Here is a 19094-nt window from a genome sequence, read left to right as displayed (position 1 = left end):
GCTCACATGACCACCGCACGCGACATCATGACTCCGGGCGCCGAATGCGCCGGAGCCGAGGAGACCGTCATCCAGGCGGCCACCAAGCTCACGGACCTCGACGTCGGGGCACTTCCCATCTGCGGCACCGACAACCGCCTCAAGGGCGTGATCACCGACCGCGACATCGTGGTGAAGGTCCTCGGCAAGGGCAAGGACCCGTCCAAGGTCCTCGTGGGTGAGCTGGCGCAGAGCGAGGCGGTGACGATCGGCGCGGACGACAGCGTCGACGAGGTCTTCGCGACCATGACGAGCCACAAGGTCCGCCGCCTGCCCGTGATCGACGGGCACTCGCTGGTGGGCATGGTGGCCCTCGCCGACGCCGCCCGCGCGCTCTCCGACCCCAAGGCCGGACAGCTCCTGGAGGCCCTGTCCACCGATTGACGGCCCGCCGCGGGTCGGAGCGCGCCGCCCTTGACGGGACGGCGCGCTCCGCCGCTCCGCATGCCCCCGGGCATGCGCCGACCTAGGGTGGAGACGCGGGCCGCCGCCCCGTCCCACCACGCGATCCCCACCACGCGACCCCGCCCCGCCAGGCGTCCCGAGGAGGAACGGCATGCCCATCGCCACGGTCAACCCCGCCACCGGTGAGACGCTCGAGACCTTCGAGCCGATCGCGGCCGCGGAGATCGAGCGCCGCATCGCGGCGGCCGACGCCGCGTACGCCCGCTATCGCACCACCGGCTTCGGGGAGCGCGCCCGGCTCCTCGGCCGCGCGGCCGACCTCCTGGAGCAGGACGGCGACAGCGTCGCCCGCACCATGACCACGGAGATGGGCAAGCCCGTCAAGGCGGCCCGGGCCGAGGTGGCGAAGTGCGTGAAGGCCATGCGCTGGTACGCCGAGCACGCCGAGGAGCTGCTCGCGGACGAACAGCCCGCGCAGGCCGACGTGGAGGACTCCGGGGCGTCCCGCGCGGTCGTCCACTACCGCCCGCTCGGGGTGGTGCTGGCCGTGATGCCGTGGAACTTCCCGCTCTGGCAGGTCGTGCGGTTCGCCGCCCCCGCCCTGATGGCGGGCAACGTCGGCCTGCTCAAGCACGCGTCGAACGTGCCGAGGACGGCCCTTTACCTGGAAGACCTCTTCCGCCGGGCCGGCTTCCCCGAGGGCTGCTTCCAGACGCTGCTCGTCGGCTCGGACGCCGTCGAGGAGATCCTGCGCGACGACCGGGTGGCGGCCGCGACCCTGACCGGCAGCGAACCCGCAGGCCGCTCGGTGGCGTCCGTCGCGGGCGACGAGATCAAGAAGACCGTCCTGGAACTCGGCGGCAGCGACCCGTACGTGGTGCTGCCGAGCGCCGACGTCGAGCGGGCCGCGCGGACCGCGGTGACCGCCCGGGTGCAGAACAACGGCCAGTCCTGCATCGCCGCCAAGCGCTTCATCGTGCACGCCGACGTCTACGACGCCTTCCGTGAGCGATTCGTCGCCGGTATGCGGGAGTTGACCGTCGGCGACCCGCTGAGCGAGGACACCGACGTCGGCCCGCTCGCCAGCGAGCAGGGGCGGGACGACCTGGAGGAACTCGTCGACGACGCGCTCGGCCACGGCGCGACCGCGCTCTGCGGCGGCCGGCGCCCCGAGGAGCGGGAACAGGGCTGGTACTACTCCCCCACCGTCCTCGCGGACATCACCCCGAAGATGCGGATCCACCGCGAGGAGACCTTCGGCCCGGTGGCCACGCTCTACCGCGTGGCGGACCTCGACGAGGCGGTGGCGCTCGCCAACGACACGCCGTTCGGGCTGAGTTCCAATGTGTGGACCCGCGACGACGCCGACATCGCGCGCTGCGTACGGGACCTCCAGGCAGGCGGCGTCTTCTTCAACGGCATGACCGCGTCCCACCCCGGCCTGCCCTTCGGCGGCATCAAGCGCTCCGGCTACGGCCGGGAGCTGTCGGGGCACGGCATCCGCGAGTTCTGCAACGCCACGACCGTCTGGTACGGCCCGGCCGAGTAGACCGGGCCGTACGAACGGGGCCCTACGAACGGGTACGGGGCGGAGCCCCTGGGGGGCGGGACCTCAGGCGGAGAGCGGCTCGGGCGGCAGCAGCGAGTCGTCCGTGGTCCTGGCCCCCGGCAGCCGATGGCTGGCGGCCACCAGCGCCGCGTCGACATCGCTGGTGCCGGTGGCCACGCACAGGCTGTACGCGATGTCCTCGAACTCCTGACGGCCTTCGGCGCTGCCCTGATCGGCACGGAGTACCGCAAGGGCCTTGTAGCGCTCCACCAGGTCTTCCAGCACGGCGGGGTGTGCCAGCAGCACGGGGGCCTCCCTGAGGGGTTGGGGGGTACGACAGTCACTCAGCGACCCGTCTGCCCGGCTTCATCCGGTCGAATCAGCCGCGCCGCGATCAATCGGCGTGGAGCCGATGATCACTCGGATTGTTGTTTCTGTGGTTCCTGGGCAGACTCGGTGTCGTGAACGCGTCGAAAGATAAGTGTGATGACGAGCCCGGGGCCGGGCACAGAGACGACGGCCGCCGCGAGACGGCGGCCGAGCGTGCCGACCGCCGGTGGACCGAGCTGATCCAGGAAGTGCGGGTGGCCCAGACAGGTGTGCAGATCCTCTTCGGCTTCCTGCTCACCGTGGTCTTCACCCCGCACTTCCAGGAGCTGAGCGACACAGACCGGACGATCTACATCGTGACGGTGATCCTCGGCTCGGTCACGACGGGCGCCCTCATCGGCCCCGTCTCCTTCCACCGCATCGTCGCCGGACGCCGGATCAAGCCGCAGGCGGTGGCGTGGGCGTCACGCCTGACCTTCCTCGGCCTGATCCTGCTGCTCGGCACCCTCACGTCCGCGCTGCTGCTGGTCCTGCGGGTGGCCACCGACGACAGCCTGGTGCCGTGGCTGGTCGCCGGTGTCGTCTCCTGGTACGTGCTGTTCTGGTTCGTGCTGCCCTTCTGGGCGAGGTACCGCCACACGTCGGCGGAGTGACGCCGCCCTACGGCGCCAGAGGCGTTCCGTAACAGGTGTGGATCAGTGCCGCACGGGCACCCAGTGTCAGGACAGACGCAGGAAGTTATCCGCACTGTTCGTGACAAGTCACTACCTGTGATGCCTCCAGTGGTGACCGCTGGCGAACCGGCGGACCGTGGAAGGAGGAGCGCCCCTCGTGGAGTTCCCACAGACGGGAGATGCCGCATGACGACGCAGACGCGCACGCCGATGCCGCCGCCGGTCCGCCCGGCCCATCTGCTCGCCCCGCCCGGGGTGTACGCACCGCAGCACGACACCGAGCTCCTGACCCGCGCCCTGCACCGCGAGGCCATCGGCCCCGGCACCGCCGTCCTGGACCTGGGGACCGGTACGGGGGCGCTCGCCGTCGCGGCGGCGCGGCGCGGGGCGCGGGTGACGGCCGTCGACATCTCCTGGCGTGCGGTGCTGACCGCTCGCCTCAACGCGCGCCTGGCCGGGCAGTCGGTGACCGTGCGCCACGGCGATCTGACGGCCGCGGCCCCGCGGGGCCCCTACGACCTCGTGGTCAGCAATCCGCCGTACGTCCCCTCCCCTTCTCCCCTGCTCCCCCGGCGCGGCGCGGCGCGGGCGTGGGACGGCGGTCCGGCCGGGCGGGCGGTCGTGGACCGTGTCTGTGACGCGGCGCCCCGCGCCCTGCGGCCGGGCGGTGTGCTGCTGATGGTGCACTCCGCGCTGTGCGGTGTGGACGCCACGCTCACCCGGCTCGCCGGGCTCGGCATGGACGCCAAGGTCACCGACCGGCGGTTCATCCCGTTCGGGCCCGTGCTGCGCTCCCGCCGGGCCTGGCTCCAGCGGCGCAACCTTCTCGGCGACGAGGAGACCCGCGAGGAACTGGTGGTCATCCGTGCCCGACTCCGCTGAACGCCCCCGCCGCGTCACGGTCGACCCCGACGGGCCCCTCCTGGTGGAAGGCCCCGTCGAGGTGGTCGGCGACGACGGCACCGTCTTCACGTCGCGGCGCTTCACGGTCGCGATCTGCACCTGCCGCCGCAGCCGCACGTATCCGTGGTGCGACACCAGCCATCGCCGCCGGGTGAAGCCCGGCGGCGGGCAGGCGCGCACGACGGACTCCCCCGAAAGGGACCCAGCCTCATGACGGCCCCTGTTGTCGAGTCACGTCTGTACAGTCCCGGACTTCCGGCCCCGCGCGGCGAGTTGTCCCGCGGTGTGGCCGCCGCGCTGCTGCGCGACGAGTCCGTCGCGGCACTCGCGCGGCGGGCGGCGAGCGCGGACCCGTACGGAGAAGACCTCCAGCTCGCCCTCTACGTCCTGTACGAACTCCACTACCAGGGCTTTCGGGGTGTGCCCGACGAACGGGAGTGGGATCCGGGGCTGCTGGCCCTGCGGCAGGCGCTGGAGCAGCGGTTCCTCAACGCCCTGCGGGCCGACGTGCCCCCGGGCGCGAGCGCCGAGCAGGCGCTCGCCGCGCTCCTGGTGGAGCCCGTCGGGCACGACGAGGCGAGCGTCAGCCACCACCTCCAGCGCGACGGCGAGCTGTGGCAGCTCAGGGAGTACGCGGCCCTGCGCTCCCTGTACCACCTCAAGGAGGCCGACCCGCACGCGTGGGTCATACCCCGGCTGCACGGCAGGGCCAAGGCGGCGATGGTGGCCATCGAGTTCGACGAGTTCGGTGCCGGACGGGCCGAGGAGATCCACGCCCGGCTCTTCGCCGACCTCATGGCGGACCTGGGGCTTGAGACGGCGTACGGCCACTACGCCGACGCGGCGCCCGCCGAGGCTCTCGCCCCCGTCAACCTCATGTCGCTCTTCGGCCTGCACCGCGCGCTCCGCGGCGCGCTGGTCGGGCACTTCGCGTCCGTCGAGGTGACCTCGTCGCCCGGTTCGCGCCGGCTCGCCGCGGCGCTGCGCCGCACGGGCGCGGGGCCTGCCGCCCAGCGGTTCTACGACGAACACGTGGAGGCGGACGCCGTGCACGAGCAGGTGGTGCGCCGGGATGTCGTCGGCGGGCTCCTGGACGCCGAACCCGCGCTCGACGCGGATGTGGCATTCGGCGTCGAGGCCACCGGCTTCCTGGAGGACCGCCTCGCCGCCCGGCTCCTCGCCGCCTGGCGGCAGGGACGCAGCGCCCTGCGCGAGCCCTTGCACCCCCAGCCGCCGCCTCAGCCCTCGACGCCGGTCGCCTCGTGAGAGGCGCCCACCGGCTTCGACTCGGGTGAGCCGCGCTGGCGCAGATAGACGGAGAAGATGGCCATCGACCCCACGGCGAGCAGCTCGGACTGCCAGTTCTGGAGGGTGCGGGACCAGAAGTCGGCCGCCCCGAGGTAGTCGAACCAGCTGATGGGTGCCTGGAGTTCGCGCAGGTGCTGTTCGTTGTACGCGGCCACGCCGGTCACGGACTGCGCCAGCCAGGAGAGCAGGAAGAGCGTGCACATGAGGGTGCCGAGCGACCGGGCGTACCAGGCCTGGCGCGCGCCTTGCGCGGCCGCCCAGCGCGGCGAGTCGGGCTTCGCGTACTGACCGACCTTCTGTTCCGCGTCGGACTCCGGGCCCGCCTTGTGGAGCTGCTTGGACTCGGGCGAGCCGCGCTGGAGCAGCCAGACCGTGCCGAAGATGTAGAGGAAGAACTGAAGGTATTCGGACTGCCAGTTCTCCGTCACGTCCACGGCGAAGTCGGCGCTGAGCAGATAGCCGCCGAAGCTCACCGGGTGGAGTTCCTCGGCGGTCAGCTGGTTGTTGAAGTCGGCGTGCCCGGCGATCGCCTGGCCGGCTAGGGTGAGGAGGAAGCCCGCGCCGAACACCAGCGTGAGGCTGTTGTCGCGCAGGAAACTCCGGTCGCGGGTCATCGCTGCATCAGTCCCAGCGCCACGCAGTAGACCAGTCCCCCGGCCACCATCACGAGATACACCGTGAACAGGATCCGCATCGGTCAACCGCCCTTGATCAGACACTGGTACGGCTTCTCCGGGCGCGCGGTGCAGCCGGCCGCCGTGATCTTCCAGCCGCCGGGGAACGCCGAGAGGAAGAGCGTGTCCTTGTCGGTCACGACACGTGCCTGGCGCCCGTACACGTCGACGGTGCGCACCTTCTCCGCCGGGGGCAGGCCCGCCTCGGGCAGTGCCCGTGCACAGGGCAGTTCGGCGGTCTGTTCCAGTTCGTCGCGGGTGCCGGGGGCGAGCGCCGCGCAGCTGCGTACGGTGTCCGTGGCGCGCAGGCTCGCCTCGAAGCGGGACGCGGCCCCGGCCGCGCCGTCCTCACGTGCGTCGAGATTGCCGCAGGCGGTCAGGGCGCCGAGCAGCGCCGCCGCGAGCAGACCCGACCTCATCGCGCGCACCCGTATCGCTCTCCTTCGCGGCCGCCGGTTCAGGCGCTTGTGCGCCCCGCGCCGGCCGCGCGGGTGCGAGCACCTTCCGACACGATGCCCGCAGCCCGCGGCGGCGCGCGGAACCTACGCGTCCGACACGCGGGGGTGCGCCCGATCGGGCCGCGTCGGCTCAGGCCCGCTCGCGGGACTCCCCGTGCTCGGCGCCGCTCAGGAGCAGCTGCACCTGAACCTCCTGGTCGCCGGAGACCGTGCCCTTGGCGGTCACGGCGAAGGCCGAATCGAGCGCCGCGCGCAGCCGCTCCACCGCGATCGGCCCGCCTTGCAGATCGGCGGTGACGGACCCGGCGAGCAGGACGCCCGCGCCGGGCTCCGGGGTGCGGGCGGCGCGGAAGGCACCGGTCCACACGGCGGGGTCGGGGCTGCCCGTCTGGCTCGGCGCGTCGTCCCCGCGGTCGGACGGGAAGTGCTCGCGCAGCACGCTGAACACGGTGTCCGCGTCAGCCGCCGAGCACTCGCCGAGCACGACTTGCACCAGGTCCGGGGAGTCGGTCTCGGTGGTGGGGGAAGCCTGGTTCGGTGTGTCGTTCACGGTGAGTCTCTCCGGTGGGTCGCTGGTGCCTGACGTGGTCCCGGGTACCCGGTGGGGCCCCGGGTATCCGGTGCGTCAGAGGTCGCGCAGGGCGGGCAGCAGTTTCTTCTCGGCCCAGTCGATGAAGGGGCGCTGGTGGTCGCCGCCCACCTGGACGAGCGCGATCTCCGTGAAGCCCGCCTCGGCGAAGGGGCGTACGGCCTCGACGAAGTCGTCGACGTTGTCGCCGCAGGGGATCTGCTCCGCGATGTCCTGCGGGGTGACGTGCTGGGTGGCGCCCTCGAAGCCGGAGGGTCCCGGCAGCTCGGAGTTGACCGGCCAGCCGCCGACGGACCAGCGGAACTGGTCGTGGGCGCGGGCGATCGCCGCGTCCTTGTCGGTGTCGTAGCAGACGGGCAGCTGGCCGACACGGGGTTTGCCGCTGCCGCCGTGCCGGTCGAAGGAGTCGAGCAGCTCGGCCTTGGGCTCGGTGGCGATGACCAGGTCGGCGAGGCGTCCTGCCAGGGCGCAGGAGCGGCCGCCGGAGACCGCGACACCGATGGGCGGCAGCTCGTCGGGCAGGTCCCACAGGCGGGCGTTCGCCACGTCGAAGTGGGCGCCCTGGTGGTTCACGTTCTCACCGGAGAAGAGCGCCCGGATGATCTCGATCGCCTCTTCGAGCATGTCGAGGCGGGTCTGCGGGGAGGGCCAGCCCGCGCCGACCACGTGCTCGTTGAGGTTCTCGCCCGAGCCTAGGCCGAGCCGGAAGCGGCCTTCGGAGAGCAGCTGCATCGTGGCGGCCTTCTGGGCCACCACAGCGGGGTGGTAGCGGACCGTCGGGCAGGTGACGTAGGTCATCAGCGGGATCCGCGAGGTGGCCTGCGCCGCGGCGCCGAGCACGCTCCAGGCGTACGGCGAGTGTCCCTGCGAGGTGAGCCAGGGGAAGTAGTGGTCCGAGGTGACGGAGAAGTCGAAGCCCGCGCGCTCCGCGGCGACCAGATCCTCCACCAGGGCGCGGGGCCCGGCTTGCTCAGTCATCATTGTGTAGCCGATTTGCACCATGAAACATCGGTTTGCCGAAATGCTCCTGCTGAAACATCCGACAGCACCAGCGCCACGGAAGGCGGCTGCGGACCCGGCATCCGGGTACTTGGACCACGGTGGCATCCGCCGCCCGGAGAAGGAACTGAGAAAGGCGACGTCGGTTGCGCACTGTAGGAGTGGAGGAGGAGCTCCTCCTCATCGATCGTGAGAGCGGCGAGCCCCGGGCCCTGTCGTCGGCGGTTCTGGCACGAGCGGCCAAGGACGCCGCGGCTTCCCCCGGCGCCGAGAGGCACGCGGACAATTACCGCGACCCCGAGGAGGAGACCTTCGAGAAGGAGTTGCAGGGCCAGCAGCTGGAGTTCGCCACACAGCCGCGCAAGGGCATGGACAGCCTCGCGGAGGAGATCGTCCGCTGGCGCTCGGAAGCGGCGCGGCACGCGGGTGACCTGGGGGCGACGGTCGCGGCGCTCGCGACCTCTCCCCTGCCCGTCAGCCCTTCGATCAACGTGGGCAGCCGCTATCAGTGGATGGAGGAGCAGTTCGGTCTCACCACCCAGGAGCAGCTGACCTGCGGCTGCCATGTCCATGTCTCGGTCGAGTCGGACGACGAGGGTGTGGCGGTGCTCGACCGGATCCGTCCGTGGCTCTCGACCCTGGTGGCGCTGAGCTCCAATTCGCCCTACTGGCAGGGCAACGACAGCCGGTACAGCAGCTACCGCAGCCGGGTGTGGGGGCGCTGGCCGATGGCGGGCCCCACGCAGATCTTCGGCTCCGCCGCGCGGTACGAGGAGCTGGTCGGCGACATGGTCGAGACGGGCGTGCTGCGCGATCGCGGCATGGTCTACTTCGACGCCCGGCTGTCCCACCGCTACCCCACGGTCGAGATCCGGGTCGCGGACGTGTGCCTCGAGGCGTCCACGACGGTGCTGATCGCGGCCCTGGCGCGGGCACTGGTCGAGACGGCCGCCCGGGAGTGGCGCGCGGGGCACCCGCCGCCCGGCTTCGACGTCAGCCTGCTGCGCCTCGCCGCGTGGCGGGCCGCCCGGTCCGGTCTGGAGGACTCCCTGCTGGACCCGCGGACCATGCGGCCCGCGCCCTGCGGCGAGGTGTTGGCGGGGCTCCTGGATCATGTGCGGGACGCCCTGGAGGAGGCCGGCGACCTGGACATGGCCCGCAAGAAGACCGCCGAGCTGCTGGAACACGGCACGGGAGCCCGCATCCAGCGGGAACTCCTCGACCGGACGGGCAGCCTCAGCGCCATGGTCGCGGAGTGCGCGCGCCGCACCCAGGCGACGTGAGGGGCGGGCGGGGGTGAGGAGGGCGCGGTCGGCGCGGGGCGCCGTACCGCCGCCCTACTTGTTCGGGTCCCGGAAGCGGCTGAAGGCCTTCGTCAAGGCGCTCAGCGGCGAGGCCTCCGTCCTGGCCGATCCCGGCGCGGGCGGCCGGGGCGCGCCCTCACCTCCGCTCGCCTCGTTGAGCGCGGCCATCGCCGCCTCGGCCGCCTCCTGGTAGAGGTCACGGGATTTCGTCATGGCGTCGAGCGCCTCGGCGTACCTGGTGACCATGGCCTGGGCGTGGGCCAGCTCCTCGTCCGGGGTGAGCAGGTGCCAGCCCTGGCGCAGCCGCGTCAGGGCCTGCTCCGCGTCGGCCGGCAGCGGGCGCGGCAGCGCGGCGAACTCCTTGATCCTGTCGAGGAGTTCGGTCGGTTCCGAGCCGTCCAGGAAGACGCTGCGGACGGCGAAGCGCTCGGCGTCGTACTCCTGGCCCTGCGGCGCCACGGGCAGGATGACGGCGCCGCCGCGCGGCATGCGCACGCTCAGCTCCCGCTTCATCGCGAAGTCGGCGATCTGCGCCTGCTCCGGCGTGGCCCGGTGCTCGACCACGCGGTGCCGCAGGCCGGGCGGCAGGAACCGGGAGACGGGCTGCTCCCCCGCCGCGTCCGGTGTCATCGCCTCGTGCACGACGAGGTGGATGAACCAGCTCTGCCGGGTGCACTCCCGCAGCCGGTGGCGCAGCTCGTCGTCGTCCTTCGGCAGGTGGTTCGTCGAGCGCAGGCGCAGGTCCTGCACCGCGTCGTGGTCCCAGGGGACCCGGTCGCTGTCGGGCCAGAACATGGTGGCGGGCGAGGGCCAGTGCGCGTCCCAGGCCCGCTCCGCCTCGGCGGCGAGGACCCAGGTGACGCCCTCGCCGTCCTTGCGGCGGGCCTCCGGGTCGTACGTGGTGAGCTGGGCGCGGACCGTGACGTCGTCGGCCACACGCCAGCGGGCCTCGAAGAGGCGGCGGGCCGAGGGGCCCGGGTCCGCGGACTCGTCCCTCGGGTGCAGCACGGTGGAGCGGGCCGCCTCGACGGGGTCGAGGTCGAGGAAGTCGTCGAGCACCCCGGCCGCCTTGAGGGCGATCAGGTTGCGCCGGACGTCCTGCTCGGGCTCGGGCCCGAGGTGGCGCCCGCGTCCCAGCCACGCGGTGTCGGGGACGGTGGGCGAGGAGGTGCTGTTCTTGGCCATGGAGTCGTTCTGTGGGTGATCAGGACCCGACCAGTATGGTCTGCGGAGCTGCCGATGGAAGTGGTGAGGGCGGAGTTTTTTCCTAGAACACCGACCAGCCCGTCACCGTGGTGAAGTGGTCGAGGGCCGCCACGCCCGCCACGGAGTTGCCGTACGAGTCCAGCCCCGGGCTCCAGACGCACAGCGTGCAGCGGCCCGGGATCACCGCGACGATGCCGCCGCCGACGCCGCTCTTGCCGGGCAGGCCGACCCGGTAGGCGAAGCTGCCCGCCGCGTCGTACGTACCGCAGGTGAGCATGACCGCGTTGACCTGCTTCGCCTCGCGCGCGGGGAGCAGGCGGGTGCCGTCGCCGCGCAGTCCGTGCCGGGCCAGGAAGGCCGCCGCGAGGGCCAGGTCGCGGCAGCTCATGCGGATCGCGCACTGGCGGAAGTAGTGCTCCAGGACCGTGCTCACGGGGTTGTCGAGGTTGCCGTAGCTCGCCATGAAGTGCGCGAGGGCGGCGTTGCGGTCGCCGTGCTCGGCCTCGGAGGCCGCCACCACCGGGTCGAAGGCGACGTCCGGGTTGCCGCTCTCGGCGCGCAAGAACGCCAGCATCGTCGCGGCGGCGTCTCCGGTGAGGCTCTGCAGGCGATCCGTGACGACCAGCGCGCCGGCGTTGATGAACGGGTTTCGGGGGATGCCGTTCTCGTATTCGAGCTGGACCAGTGAGTTGAAGGGGTTGCCGGACGGCTCGGTGCCGACCCGGTCCCAGATGCGCTCGCCGCCCTCGGCGAGGACGAGCGCGAGGCTGAAGGCCTTCGAGATGGACTGGACGGAGAACGGCTCCTGCCAGTCCCCCACGCCGTGCACCTCGCCGTTGACGTCGGCGACCGCGATGCCGAAGCGCTCGGCGTCCACGCCCGCGAGCGCCGGGATGTACTGGGCCACCTGGCCGCGGCCCACCAGCGGCCGGGCGAAGGCGGTGACTTCTTCGAGAACGGACTGGTAGTCCACAACCTGAGCTTTCTGCATGTACGACGCGCGGTCGTTTCATCCTGCCATCGCCACGGACCCGCACGCGTCATCGGGCGCTTCCCGCCGGGCCGCCCGCACCCGCCATGCGGCCGACCGCCGCCGTCGCCGCCGCCACGAAAGCCGCGATCGCCGGATGGGCGCCCCCGCCCGCGCGGAACGCGACCTTCGAGCGACGGAACAGCGGCAACTCCGTGAGCACCACGCCCGCGGGGTTCGGCACGGCGGCCATCTCCGGCACGAACCCGGCCCCCTGCCCGGCGGCGACCAGGGCGAGCACGGTACGGAAGTCGTTGACCTGGTGGCGGATCCGGGGCTGGAACCCGGCGGCCTGGCAGGCGCGTACGGCCATCGCGTGACCGGTCGTGCCGTCCCGCGCGGTGATCCACGGAACGTCGGCGCAGGGGCCGAGCAGCGCCGCCAGCGTGCCCCCGTGGCCGGGTCCGGCGGTCGCGTCCGTGTCCGTGGCCCCGCTCCCGGCGCGGGTGACGAGGTACATCGGCTCTTCGAGCAGGGGCACCTCGTCCACGGTCGTGTCCGGGGTCGCGGGGACGAAGTCGTAGTCATGGACGAGCGCCACGTCCAGCTCACCGGCCCGCAGACCGTCCGAGACGCGCGCGGAGTCGATCTCGCGCACCATCGGCTCCAACGCGGGGTGCCGGAGCGCCAGTTCGGCCAGCGCGCCGGGAACGATCGTGTGACCGCCGGAGGGGTACGTGCCGATGCGCAGCGGCCCGCCGATGCCGTCCCGCGCGCCTGCCAGCTCGGCGACCGCCTGTTCGAGACGGTTCAGGACCGCGTCGGCGTGCACGACGAGGGAGCGGCCCGCGGGCGTGAGGACCACGCGCCTGCCGCTGCGCTCCAGCAGGGGCACGCCCGCCTCCCGCTCCAGCACCCCCAGTTGCTGGGAGACGGCGGACGCGGTGAAGGTCAGCGCTTCGGCGACGGCGGCGATGGTGCCCCGCCGGTCCAGTTCGCGCAGCAGATGAAGACGACGGACATCGAGCATAAGTTCAGCTTAGGTGTGAGGGCAGAAATCAGAAATGGATCTACCGGGTATGAGTGGGCCAGGGTGGGCGCATGAACCCCGAACCGAACCTCCACGGCCTGTATGTCCCCCTGGTGACTCCCTTCACCGACGATCTGCGCCTGGCTCCCGACGCGCTGGCCCGGCTCGCCGACGAGGCGCTGTCGGCGGGCGCCTCCGGGCTCGTCGCCCTCGGTACGACCGCCGAGACGGCCACGTTGAGCGCGGAAGAGAGAGAGACGGTGGTACGCGTCTGCTCGGCCGCCTGCCGGGCGCACGGGGCGCCGCTCGTCGTCGGGGTCGGCACCGGCGACACCGCCGCCGCCATCACGGCGCTGCGGGAGCTTGCGGCCAGGGGCGACGTGGCCGCCGCGCTGGTTCCCGCGCCGCCCTACGTCCGCCCCGGGGAAGCGGGGACCCTGGCGCACTTCACCGCGCTGGCCGAGCACGGCGGTCTGCCTCTGGTCGTGTACGACATTCCCTACCGCAGCGGGCAGACTCTCGGCGCCGGCACGATCGACGCGCTCGGCCGCCTGCCGGGGGTGATAGGCATCAAGCACGCGACCGGCGCGATCGACGCGACCACCATGGAGCTGCTGGGCTCGCCGCTGCCCGGTTTCGCGCTGCTCGGCGGCGACGACATCGTCCTCTCGCCGCTCGTCGCGGCGGGCGCCCACGGCGGAATCGTCGCGTCGGCCAATGTGCGTACGGCCGACTACGCCGAGATGATCGCGTTGTGGCGGCGCGGCTCCGCCGCCCCCGCCCGCGTCCTCGGAGCGGAGCTGGCCCGGCTGTCCGCCGCCCTCTTCACCGAACCGAACCCGACGGTGATCAAGGGGGTCCTGTACGCGCAGAACCGCATCCCCAGCCCGGCCGTCCGCATGCCGCTGCTTGCCGCCTCCGCCGATGCGGTCCACCGGGCGGCGCTCCTGGCCGGGCGCCCCGCACGAGACACCGCGCGTCAGCGCCCCTCGACGGGGATGCCGAGCCGGTCGGCCACGGAGGTGAGCGCCGGTCCCAGCGGCAGCGCGACCCGTGTGACGGCGTAGCGGTCGCCCCGGGTGGCATCCCGGTTGATGATCACTACCGGCTTGCCCGCCTCGGCCGCCTGGCGGACGAACCGCAGGCCGGACATGACCGTCAGCGAGGAGCCGAGGACCAGGACGGACGCGGCCGCACGGACCGCCGCGCGGCAGCGCTCGACCCTCTCGGGCGGCACCGTCTCGCCGAAGAACACCACGTCAGGCTTGAGGATGCCGCCGCAGACCGTGCAGGGCAGCACGTGGAAGTCCGCGACCTGTTCGGCGGTGAGGTCGGCGTCGCCGTCCGGGTTGATGCCGGCGGCCACCGGCGCATAGCCCGGATTGGCCTCCTCCAGCCGCCGGGCCAGCTCACCGCGCGGGCTGAAGGCGCCGCAGGACAGACAGACGACCCGGTCCAGGCTTCCGTGGAGTTCCACGGCCTGCTCGTCGCCCGCGGCCCGGTGCAGTCCGTCGACGTTCTGGGTGATCACACCGGAGAGCAGCCCGTGCCGCGTGAACGCGGCCACGGCCCGGTGCCCGGCGTTGGGCCGGGCCCGGCCGAAGGTGCGCCAGCCGAGGTGGCTGCGCGCCCAGTACCGCCGCCGGGCCTCATGGCCGGCGAGGAAGTCCTGGTAGGTCATCGGGGTGTGCCGGCTCAGGCTTCCGCCCTCGCCCCGGTAGTCGGGGATGCCCGACTCCGTGGAGAGGCCGGCCCCGCTGAGCACCAGCACACCGCCGGCGCCCAGCACCTCGACGACCGGCCCCAGATCCGTCGTGCCCGGCGGCAGGTCACCGGCGGGAGTCCAGCTCAGAGTGGGGCGCATACGCATGTCCGCCAGGGTACGGAAGACCGGCGGGGTGGCACTGGCGGTGTGACACTGGCGGATGTGACGGACGACGAACGGCGGGCGGAGCGGCGCCTGGAGCGGGCCATCCTGGACCTGCTGGAGCGCCGCGGCCCGACCGCGACGATCTGCCCCTCCGACGCCGCGCGGGCGGTGTACGAAGGGGACGACGACGGCTGGCGCGCGCTCATGGAACCCGCCCGCCGCGCCGCCCGCCGCCTCGTCGCGGCCGGCGAGGTGGAGATCACCCAGGGGGGTCGCCCCGTGGACCCGGCGCGCGCCCGTGGCCCGATCCGCATTCGCCGCGTCCGCTGACGCGCGCCGGATTGCTCAGGCGGTGGTGCGGAAGGGGCCGGTGACCTCGTAGGTGATGCCGCCGGAGGAGCTGCCGGACGTACCGCGCTGGCTGGAGAAGTACAGCCGCTTGCCGTCGGGGGAGAAGGCCGGGCCGGTGATCTCGGAGCTGGACTGCCCGGTGATGCGCAGGAAGGGCGCCACGACTTCGGCGGGGGTGATGACGCAGATCTCCATGTTGCCGCCGTCCTCGGCGATGTACAGGTCTCCCGAGGAGCTGCGGGTGACGTTGTCGACGCCGGTCAGGGGCGCGGTGCCGTTGGTGACGAGGCTGTCGTCGTAGGCGAGTTCGTAGGTACCGCTTCCCAGGTTGAGCCGCCAGACGCGGTTGTCGCCCTTGGTGGTGAACCAGACGGTGTCGGCGGCGTAGTGGCAGCCCTCGCCGCCGTTGAAGATCTTCGCGCCGGAGACCTGGTCGCGGGTGTAGGTGGGCGAGCCGTCCGGGTCGGGCACGTTGGTCCAGGTGAAGGAGCCGGAGGTGCCGGTGCCCGCGACCAGTACCTGGAGGGTTCCGGAGGACAGGTCGCCCCAAGTGGTGGGGATGAACCGGTAGAAGCAGCCGTCCGACTCGTCCTCGGTCATGTAGATCACCTTGCGCACCGGGTCGGCGGCGGCCGCCTCGTGCTTGAACTGGCCCATGGCGCCGCGGCGGACGGCGGCCTTGGTGCCCCACGGGTCGGTCTCGTAGACGTAGCCGCGGCTGACCTCCTCGCACGACAGCCAGGTGTTCCACGGGGTGGCCCCGCCCGCGCAGTTGTTGCGGGTGCTGGACAGGATCCGGTAGGCGCCGGTGACGGAACCGGCGGAGTTGAACTTGACGGCGCTCGCCCCGCCTCCGGTGGCCAGCTCGGAGTTGGAGACGTAGATCCAGCCCGTACCGTCGGCGAAACAGGCGCCGCCGTCGGGCGCGCCGTGCCAGGTGTACGAGGTGCCGGAGACCGTCCGGCCCGAGCGGGCTATGACGCGGCTGGTGAAGCCGGAGGGCAGCATGATGCCGTTGGCGTCGGCGGCCAGCAGACCGCCGTAGGGGCCGGGGCCGTTCTGGGCGGGGGCCGCGTAGGCGGCGCCGTGCATGAGGGTGCCTCCGAAGACGGCGGCAGAGGTGCCGAACACCGCACCACGCAGGAAATTGCGACGGTCCACTGATACTCCTACACCGGGAAGCGAACGATGAGTTGGCGGGCGTCGCCGACTGGTCACAGGGACCGTAGGGGCCGTGCCCGGGCCGGGGCAGGGGCGAGTGAGCCAACTTTTTTCGGCGAAGCGGTGCGCGAGTGCGGTGCGGAGGTTGCCGGTCCGGCACCAAGTGAACTGCGGGGAAATCTCCGCGACTTCATCGGTACGCGGCGTTCACGTGCCGAGAGTGCTGGGCTGAGGCGTCGGCTGTCACCCGGAGACGTTCCCGGAGAGCACGGGGATGGTTTCGATGAGCTTGGCGAGCGGCTCGTCGCCGTTGGCCGTGGTCTTCTCGACGCACTGCTGGGTCATCGGGTTGGCCAGGACGTCGATGTCCTGGACTCCGACGTTGACCAGGGCGAGGACGCTTTGAGCGTTGACCTTCGACGGAAGGTTGACGCAGGCCTTGTTCAGTGATCCCTCCAGGAGCGCGGCCGGCGGTCCGATGTCCTCGCCGGGGGCGTGGCGCGCGGGGGCGGCGCCGGGCTTGGGGATCACGTCTTTGGGCTTGGCCAGCTTCTCGATGAGGGCGTTGACGGGGTTGTTCTTGTCGTCCTTGATGGCCTGGACGCAGCGGTCGCTGTTCGGGCCTCGGAAGCGGGCCAGGTCGCTCACGGCGAAGGTGGTCAGGTCGGGGATGCCCTTGAGCGGGGCTTTGTCCGGCATGCCGAGGCACTTGGCGGTGGTCTCCGCGAGCAGGCCGATGCGGACGTCCGGGGCCCGGTCGTCGGCCGCCGCGGGTGCTGTGGACACCCCGGGCCCCAGAAGGCTGACGGCGGACAGGCCGGAGGCGGTCACTGCGGTACGGATGCGCATGTGCGGATGGCTCCTTCGAACAGGCCGGCTTCTCCTGTCATCCATTCACCCGGCTCTCTCCCGCGATCGCACGTACACGGCCCCCAGATGAGCGGGCCCTGAGGCGGACCGGTGCCCGGCCGGACTCAGTCGGACATGCCGCGGATGCCCTTGCTGCGGGTGGCCGTCACCGCGGCGACGGTCACCAGGGCGGGGAAGACCAGCATCGCCGGTGTCGGGCTGAAGCGGGCCAGGAGGGCACCGGCCAGGGCGGGGGCGAGCGCGGCGGCGGAGCCCGCGGCGAGCAGTACGCCGCTGACCACGCGGCCCTGCAGGTGGTCCGGGGTGACGGCGGCCTGGTGGGCGAAGAGCGCCGCGTTCGCCGTGGGCCCGAGGAACACGGCGGCGGCCAGCGGTATGGCCCCCAGCACACTGCCCGCGAGGAGCGTGCTCACCGCCATCAGCGCGGCGGTCGTCCAGCACAGCAGCCTCATCAGGACGGGCAGCCGCAACCGCCGTTGCAGCGCGGGGGCCACGAGGGCGCCGAGGAAGCCTCCCAGTGCGAAGATCGTGCCGGCGAGACCCACCAGGGCGGGGGCCACGCCCGCCTGGAGCAGGGCGAGCGTCATCGCGAAGATCATGCCGGTGAAGGCCATGTTCAGTGGCGCGGCGATCACCAGCAGGGCGCGCAGGAAGGGATGGCCGAGGAGGAAGCGCAGGCCCTGCGCCGCGGAGACGGCGGCGGGCTCGGCCGCCTCCTTCCGGGCCTCCTGGAGGGGCCGCCGGATACAGACGACGGCCACGAGGGAGAGCAGGTGGCTCAGCGCGTTGCCGAGGAAGGGCAGGGCGCGGCCGAGCCCGAAGAGCAGGCCGCCCAGCGGCGGACCCGTCAGCGAGACGGCGTACGTGCGCGCCTCATTGCGGGCGACGGCCGCCGTCAGCTGGTCGGGGCGGACCAGATTGCGGACGGAGGCGTGCTCGGCGGTGCTGAAGACGGCCGTGGCGGCGGCACCGGCGATCACCACCGCGACGATCACCGGCAGGCCGGCGGCGCCCACCGCCACCGCCCAGCCGAGCAGCGCGTACCCGGCGAGCCGCAGCACATCGCAGGTGATCATCAGGTGCCGCCGGTCGAGGCGGTCGGCGAGGACACCGGCCGGCAAGCGGCACACCAGGGTGGTGACGAGTCCGGCGGTGCCGACGAGTCCGGCCTGCGCCGGGGACCCGGTCTGCTGGAGCACCAGGAGCGGCAGCGCCAGTTCGAGCATGGCGCCGCCGAGGTCGGAGAGGCACTGCCCGGTCCACAGCAGGTTGAAGTCGCGGTTGCGCCACAGCCCCGGCGACCGGTCGCCGTCCGCCGTCCCGGCCGTGCCCTCGCCGACGGCCGGGCGGCTCACCCCGGGTTCCCGGCGGACGCGGTCCCGGCTGCCCCGGCCCCACCTTCCGCGCCTGCCGTGCCCGTGGACGCCGACTCAGTCGAGCCCGTGGGGATGACCAGCATTTTCGTGACGGAGCCGTCGTCGCCGACGACATCCCGGACGTGCCGGAAACCGAGGCGGCGGCAGAGGGCGAGGCTGGCGGTGTTCTCGGCGCCGACCATGCCGTACGCCTCGCTGAGCCCGAGGCTGTCGGCGGCGTACCGGAGCAGGCCCCGTACGGTCTCGCCGCCCAGTCCCTGCCCCCAGTAGGCGGGTGCGAGCGCGGTGATCATTTCATGGCCGTCGACGTTTCCGGTGGGCTTCACCTCGGCGTGCCCGACGTAGGCGCCCGCGAGCCACAGGCCCCACACGTCGAACCGGCGCGTGGGGTAGACGTCGGTGAGGATGGCGCGGAACACCTCGCGCAGCTGCGGTTCGGGCACGAGGTCCTGGCCCATCCAGCGGCACACCTCCTCGTCCCGCAGCAGCGCGACGAAGTGGTCCTCGTGTTCGGGTCGGTAGGGGAGGAATTCCAGGCGTTCGGTGCGCAGGACGGGGGTCATGGTGGGCTCCTCGGGAGTGATGCCGTGCGGTGGTCGGCCGAGGGCGGTGGGGCGCCGGAACGGCGACGCGTGGGGTCGGGGGCGCCGGGCCGACGCGGGTGCGGCCGGCCCGGCGGGTGGGTGCGTGCCGGTCAGGCCTCGGCGTTCTCCATGCGCTCGCGCAGGCTCTTGGGCCGCATATCGGTCCAGACCTCGTCGACGTAGGCGGAGCACTCGGCCTCGGTGCCCTCCTTCCCCACGGGCTGCCAGCCCGCGGGCACCTCGATGTCGGCGGGCCAGAGGGAGTACTGCTCCTCGTCGTTGCGCAGCACCTGGTAGCGGGTGTTCTCGTCCATGTCGCCTTCTTTCGTCGTCCGGTTCGGATGGTCTATGGAGTTCGGATGGTCCATGGAGTTCGGGTGCGGGTGGATGGTCGGGGCGCGGGGTGCGCGAGGGCCGTGGCGAGGGGGTCGCCGGGGCGGTGCC

23 protein-coding genes are annotated in these 19094 nt (G+C 72.4%); 9 read left to right on the top strand and 14 right to left on the bottom strand.

Features of this window, described 5'->3' with window-relative positions:
- Positions 1-6 precede the first annotated feature (6 nt).
- Positions 7-423 (top strand): CBS domain-containing protein, encoded by a 417-nt coding sequence (locus DMA15_RS33840; RefSeq protein ID WP_125516474.1) that lies wholly within the window; start codon positions 7-9, stop codon positions 421-423.
- A gap of 172 nt (positions 424-595) precedes the next feature.
- Positions 596-1993 carry an NADP-dependent succinic semialdehyde dehydrogenase gene (locus DMA15_RS33835; protein ID WP_125516473.1) on the top strand — a complete coding sequence of 466 codons (1398 nt, stop codon included), beginning with the start codon at positions 596-598 and terminating at the stop codon, positions 1991-1993.
- A 63-nt stretch (positions 1994-2056) separates the two neighbouring features.
- Here the strand turns inward: DMA15_RS33835 and DMA15_RS33830 are convergent, their stop codons facing one another.
- On the bottom strand, positions 2057-2299 hold the full coding sequence (locus DMA15_RS33830) for a DUF5133 domain-containing protein (RefSeq protein ID WP_125516472.1): 243 nt from the start codon (positions 2297-2299) through the stop codon (positions 2057-2059).
- A 155-nt stretch (positions 2300-2454) separates the two neighbouring features.
- Here DMA15_RS33830 and DMA15_RS33825 point away from each other — a divergent pair, with 155 nt between their 5' ends.
- The 4 genes from DMA15_RS33825 (at position 2455) to DMA15_RS33810 (ending at position 5166) form a co-directional block, all read left to right on the top strand.
- Positions 2455-2976: a DUF6328 family protein gene (locus tag DMA15_RS33825; protein ID WP_125516471.1), complete on the top strand. Its 522-nt coding sequence runs from the start codon at positions 2455-2457 to the stop codon at positions 2974-2976.
- A 207-nt stretch (positions 2977-3183) separates the two neighbouring features.
- Entirely contained in the window at positions 3184-3879 is a 696-nt protein-coding gene (locus tag DMA15_RS33820; RefSeq protein WP_125516470.1) for a HemK2/MTQ2 family protein methyltransferase, read from the top strand.
- Positions 3863-4114: a CDGSH iron-sulfur domain-containing protein gene (locus DMA15_RS33815; RefSeq protein ID WP_125516469.1), complete on the top strand. Its 252-nt coding sequence runs from the start codon at positions 3863-3865 to the stop codon at positions 4112-4114. Before DMA15_RS33820 ends, DMA15_RS33815 begins: the two co-directional genes overlap by 17 nt.
- Positions 4111-5166, top strand: a complete 1056-nt coding sequence (locus tag DMA15_RS33810; protein WP_125516468.1) for an iron-containing redox enzyme family protein — start codon at positions 4111-4113, stop codon at positions 5164-5166. Before DMA15_RS33815 ends, DMA15_RS33810 begins: the two co-directional genes overlap by 4 nt.
- On the opposite strand, the gene DMA15_RS33805 is transcribed toward DMA15_RS33810, so the two are convergent.
- The 4 genes from DMA15_RS33805 to DMA15_RS33790 form a co-directional block, all read right to left on the bottom strand.
- A complete protein-coding gene (locus DMA15_RS33805) occupies positions 5139-5822 on the bottom strand; it encodes a DUF6766 family protein (RefSeq protein WP_125516467.1) in 684 nt (227 codons plus the stop codon). The two genes, DMA15_RS33810 and DMA15_RS33805, sit on opposite strands and share 28 nt — an antisense overlap.
- 83 nt (positions 5823-5905) lie before the next feature.
- Positions 5906-6301, bottom strand: coding sequence for a hypothetical protein (locus tag DMA15_RS33800; protein WP_240660321.1), 396 nt, complete (start codon positions 6299-6301; stop codon positions 5906-5908).
- Between the two features lie 169 nt (positions 6302-6470).
- A complete protein-coding gene (locus DMA15_RS33795; RefSeq protein WP_240660081.1) occupies positions 6471-6890 on the bottom strand; it encodes a hypothetical protein in 420 nt (139 codons plus the stop codon).
- A gap of 75 nt (positions 6891-6965) precedes the next feature.
- Positions 6966-7931, bottom strand: coding sequence for an LLM class F420-dependent oxidoreductase (locus DMA15_RS33790; RefSeq protein ID WP_125516466.1), 966 nt, complete (start codon positions 7929-7931; stop codon positions 6966-6968).
- Between the two features lie 143 nt (positions 7932-8074).
- Here DMA15_RS33790 and DMA15_RS33785 point away from each other — a divergent pair, with 143 nt between their 5' ends.
- Complete coding sequence (locus DMA15_RS33785; RefSeq protein ID WP_125516465.1) at positions 8075-9211, top strand: glutamate--cysteine ligase; 1137 nt, start codon at positions 8075-8077, stop codon at positions 9209-9211.
- Between the two features lie 54 nt (positions 9212-9265).
- On the opposite strand, the gene DMA15_RS33780 is transcribed toward DMA15_RS33785, so the two are convergent.
- From DMA15_RS33780 to DMA15_RS33770, 3 genes are all read right to left on the bottom strand, one after another.
- A complete protein-coding gene (locus tag DMA15_RS33780; RefSeq protein WP_125516464.1) occupies positions 9266-10417 on the bottom strand; it encodes a hypothetical protein in 1152 nt (383 codons plus the stop codon).
- A gap of 82 nt (positions 10418-10499) precedes the next feature.
- Positions 10500-11411 (bottom strand): glutaminase, encoded by a 912-nt coding sequence (locus DMA15_RS33775; RefSeq protein ID WP_125516463.1) that lies wholly within the window; start codon positions 11409-11411, stop codon positions 10500-10502.
- 67 nt (positions 11412-11478) lie between these two features.
- On the bottom strand, positions 11479-12438 hold the full coding sequence (locus tag DMA15_RS33770) for a LysR family transcriptional regulator (protein WP_125516462.1): 960 nt from the start codon (positions 12436-12438) through the stop codon (positions 11479-11481).
- Between the two features lie 71 nt (positions 12439-12509).
- Between DMA15_RS33770 and DMA15_RS33765 the strand changes: the two genes are divergently transcribed.
- Complete coding sequence (locus DMA15_RS33765) at positions 12510-13505, top strand: 4-hydroxy-tetrahydrodipicolinate synthase (RefSeq protein ID WP_125516461.1); 996 nt, start codon at positions 12510-12512, stop codon at positions 13503-13505.
- Here the strand turns inward: DMA15_RS33765 and DMA15_RS33760 are convergent.
- A complete protein-coding gene (locus tag DMA15_RS33760; protein ID WP_125516460.1) occupies positions 13418-14308 on the bottom strand; it encodes an NAD-dependent protein deacetylase in 891 nt (296 codons plus the stop codon). The genes DMA15_RS33765 and DMA15_RS33760 overlap by 88 nt on opposite strands.
- A gap of 57 nt (positions 14309-14365) precedes the next feature.
- Here DMA15_RS33760 and DMA15_RS33755 point away from each other — a divergent pair, with 57 nt between their 5' ends.
- On the top strand, positions 14366-14638 hold the full coding sequence (locus DMA15_RS33755) for a DUF3253 domain-containing protein (protein ID WP_125516459.1): 273 nt from the start codon (positions 14366-14368) through the stop codon (positions 14636-14638).
- A 15-nt stretch (positions 14639-14653) separates the two neighbouring features.
- Here the strand turns inward: DMA15_RS33755 and DMA15_RS33750 are convergent, their stop codons facing one another.
- From DMA15_RS33750 to DMA15_RS33730, 5 genes are all read right to left on the bottom strand, one after another.
- Positions 14654-15820, bottom strand: a complete 1167-nt coding sequence (locus tag DMA15_RS33750) for an alkaline phosphatase PhoX (RefSeq protein ID WP_125516458.1) — start codon at positions 15818-15820, stop codon at positions 14654-14656.
- Between the two features lie 243 nt (positions 15821-16063).
- Entirely contained in the window at positions 16064-16669 is a 606-nt protein-coding gene (locus tag DMA15_RS37760) for a rodlin (RefSeq protein ID WP_240660080.1), read from the bottom strand.
- Between the two features lie 125 nt (positions 16670-16794).
- Positions 16795-18045, bottom strand: a complete 1251-nt coding sequence (locus DMA15_RS33740; protein ID WP_125516457.1) for an MFS transporter — start codon at positions 18043-18045, stop codon at positions 16795-16797.
- Complete coding sequence (locus DMA15_RS33735; protein ID WP_125516456.1) at positions 18042-18629, bottom strand: GNAT family N-acetyltransferase; 588 nt, start codon at positions 18627-18629, stop codon at positions 18042-18044. The genes DMA15_RS33740 and DMA15_RS33735 overlap by 4 nt, the downstream gene beginning before the upstream one ends.
- Before the next feature lie 131 nt (positions 18630-18760).
- Positions 18761-18964, bottom strand: coding sequence for an MbtH family NRPS accessory protein (locus DMA15_RS33730; RefSeq protein ID WP_125516455.1), 204 nt, complete (start codon positions 18962-18964; stop codon positions 18761-18763).
- Between the last annotated feature and the right edge of the window lie 130 nt (positions 18965-19094).

This window comes from Streptomyces sp. WAC 01529, assembly GCF_003945545.1.
In the GTDB taxonomy this organism is placed as follows: Bacteria; Actinomycetota; Actinomycetes; order Streptomycetales; family Streptomycetaceae; genus Streptomyces; species Streptomyces anatolicus.
The sequence above is the reverse complement of the archived record's forward strand: the minus strand, read 5'-3'. Positions and strand labels throughout refer to the sequence as shown.

What these genes read in the sequence shown, in the direction of transcription:
- DMA15_RS33840 (WP_125516474.1), top strand. Translation starts at nt 7, where the DNA reads ATGACCACCGCACGCGACATCATGACTCCGGGCGCCGAATGCGCCGGA.
- DMA15_RS33835 (WP_125516473.1), top strand. Translation starts at nt 596, where the DNA reads ATGCCCATCGCCACGGTCAACCCCGCCACCGGTGAGACGCTCGAGACC.
- DMA15_RS33820 (WP_125516470.1), top strand. Translation starts at nt 3,184, where the DNA reads ATGACGACGCAGACGCGCACGCCGATGCCGCCGCCGGTCCGCCCGGCC.
- DMA15_RS33810 (WP_125516468.1), top strand. Translation starts at nt 4,111, where the DNA reads ATGACGGCCCCTGTTGTCGAGTCACGTCTGTACAGTCCCGGACTTCCG.
- DMA15_RS33805 (WP_125516467.1), bottom strand. Translation starts at nt 5,822, where the DNA reads ATGACCCGCGACCGGAGTTTCCTGCGCGACAACAGCCTCACGCTGGTG.
- DMA15_RS33800 (WP_240660321.1), bottom strand. Translation starts at nt 6,301, where the DNA reads ATGAGGTCGGGTCTGCTCGCGGCGGCGCTGCTCGGCGCCCTGACCGCC.
- DMA15_RS33790 (WP_125516466.1), bottom strand. Translation starts at nt 7,931, where the DNA reads ATGGTGCAAATCGGCTACACAATGATGACTGAGCAAGCCGGGCCCCGC.
- DMA15_RS33780 (WP_125516464.1), bottom strand. Translation starts at nt 10,417, where the DNA reads ATGGCCAAGAACAGCACCTCCTCGCCCACCGTCCCCGACACCGCGTGG.
- DMA15_RS33770 (WP_125516462.1), bottom strand. Translation starts at nt 12,438, where the DNA reads ATGCTCGATGTCCGTCGTCTTCATCTGCTGCGCGAACTGGACCGGCGG.
- DMA15_RS33765 (WP_125516461.1), top strand. Translation starts at nt 12,510, where the DNA reads ATGAACCCCGAACCGAACCTCCACGGCCTGTATGTCCCCCTGGTGACT.
- DMA15_RS33760 (WP_125516460.1), bottom strand. Translation starts at nt 14,308, where the DNA reads ATGCGTATGCGCCCCACTCTGAGCTGGACTCCCGCCGGTGACCTGCCG.
- DMA15_RS37760 (WP_240660080.1), bottom strand. Translation starts at nt 16,669, where the DNA reads ATGCGCATCCGTACCGCAGTGACCGCCTCCGGCCTGTCCGCCGTCAGC.
- DMA15_RS33735 (WP_125516456.1), bottom strand. Translation starts at nt 18,629, where the DNA reads ATGACCCCCGTCCTGCGCACCGAACGCCTGGAATTCCTCCCCTACCGA.
- DMA15_RS33730 (WP_125516455.1), bottom strand. Translation starts at nt 18,964, where the DNA reads ATGGACGAGAACACCCGCTACCAGGTGCTGCGCAACGACGAGGAGCAG.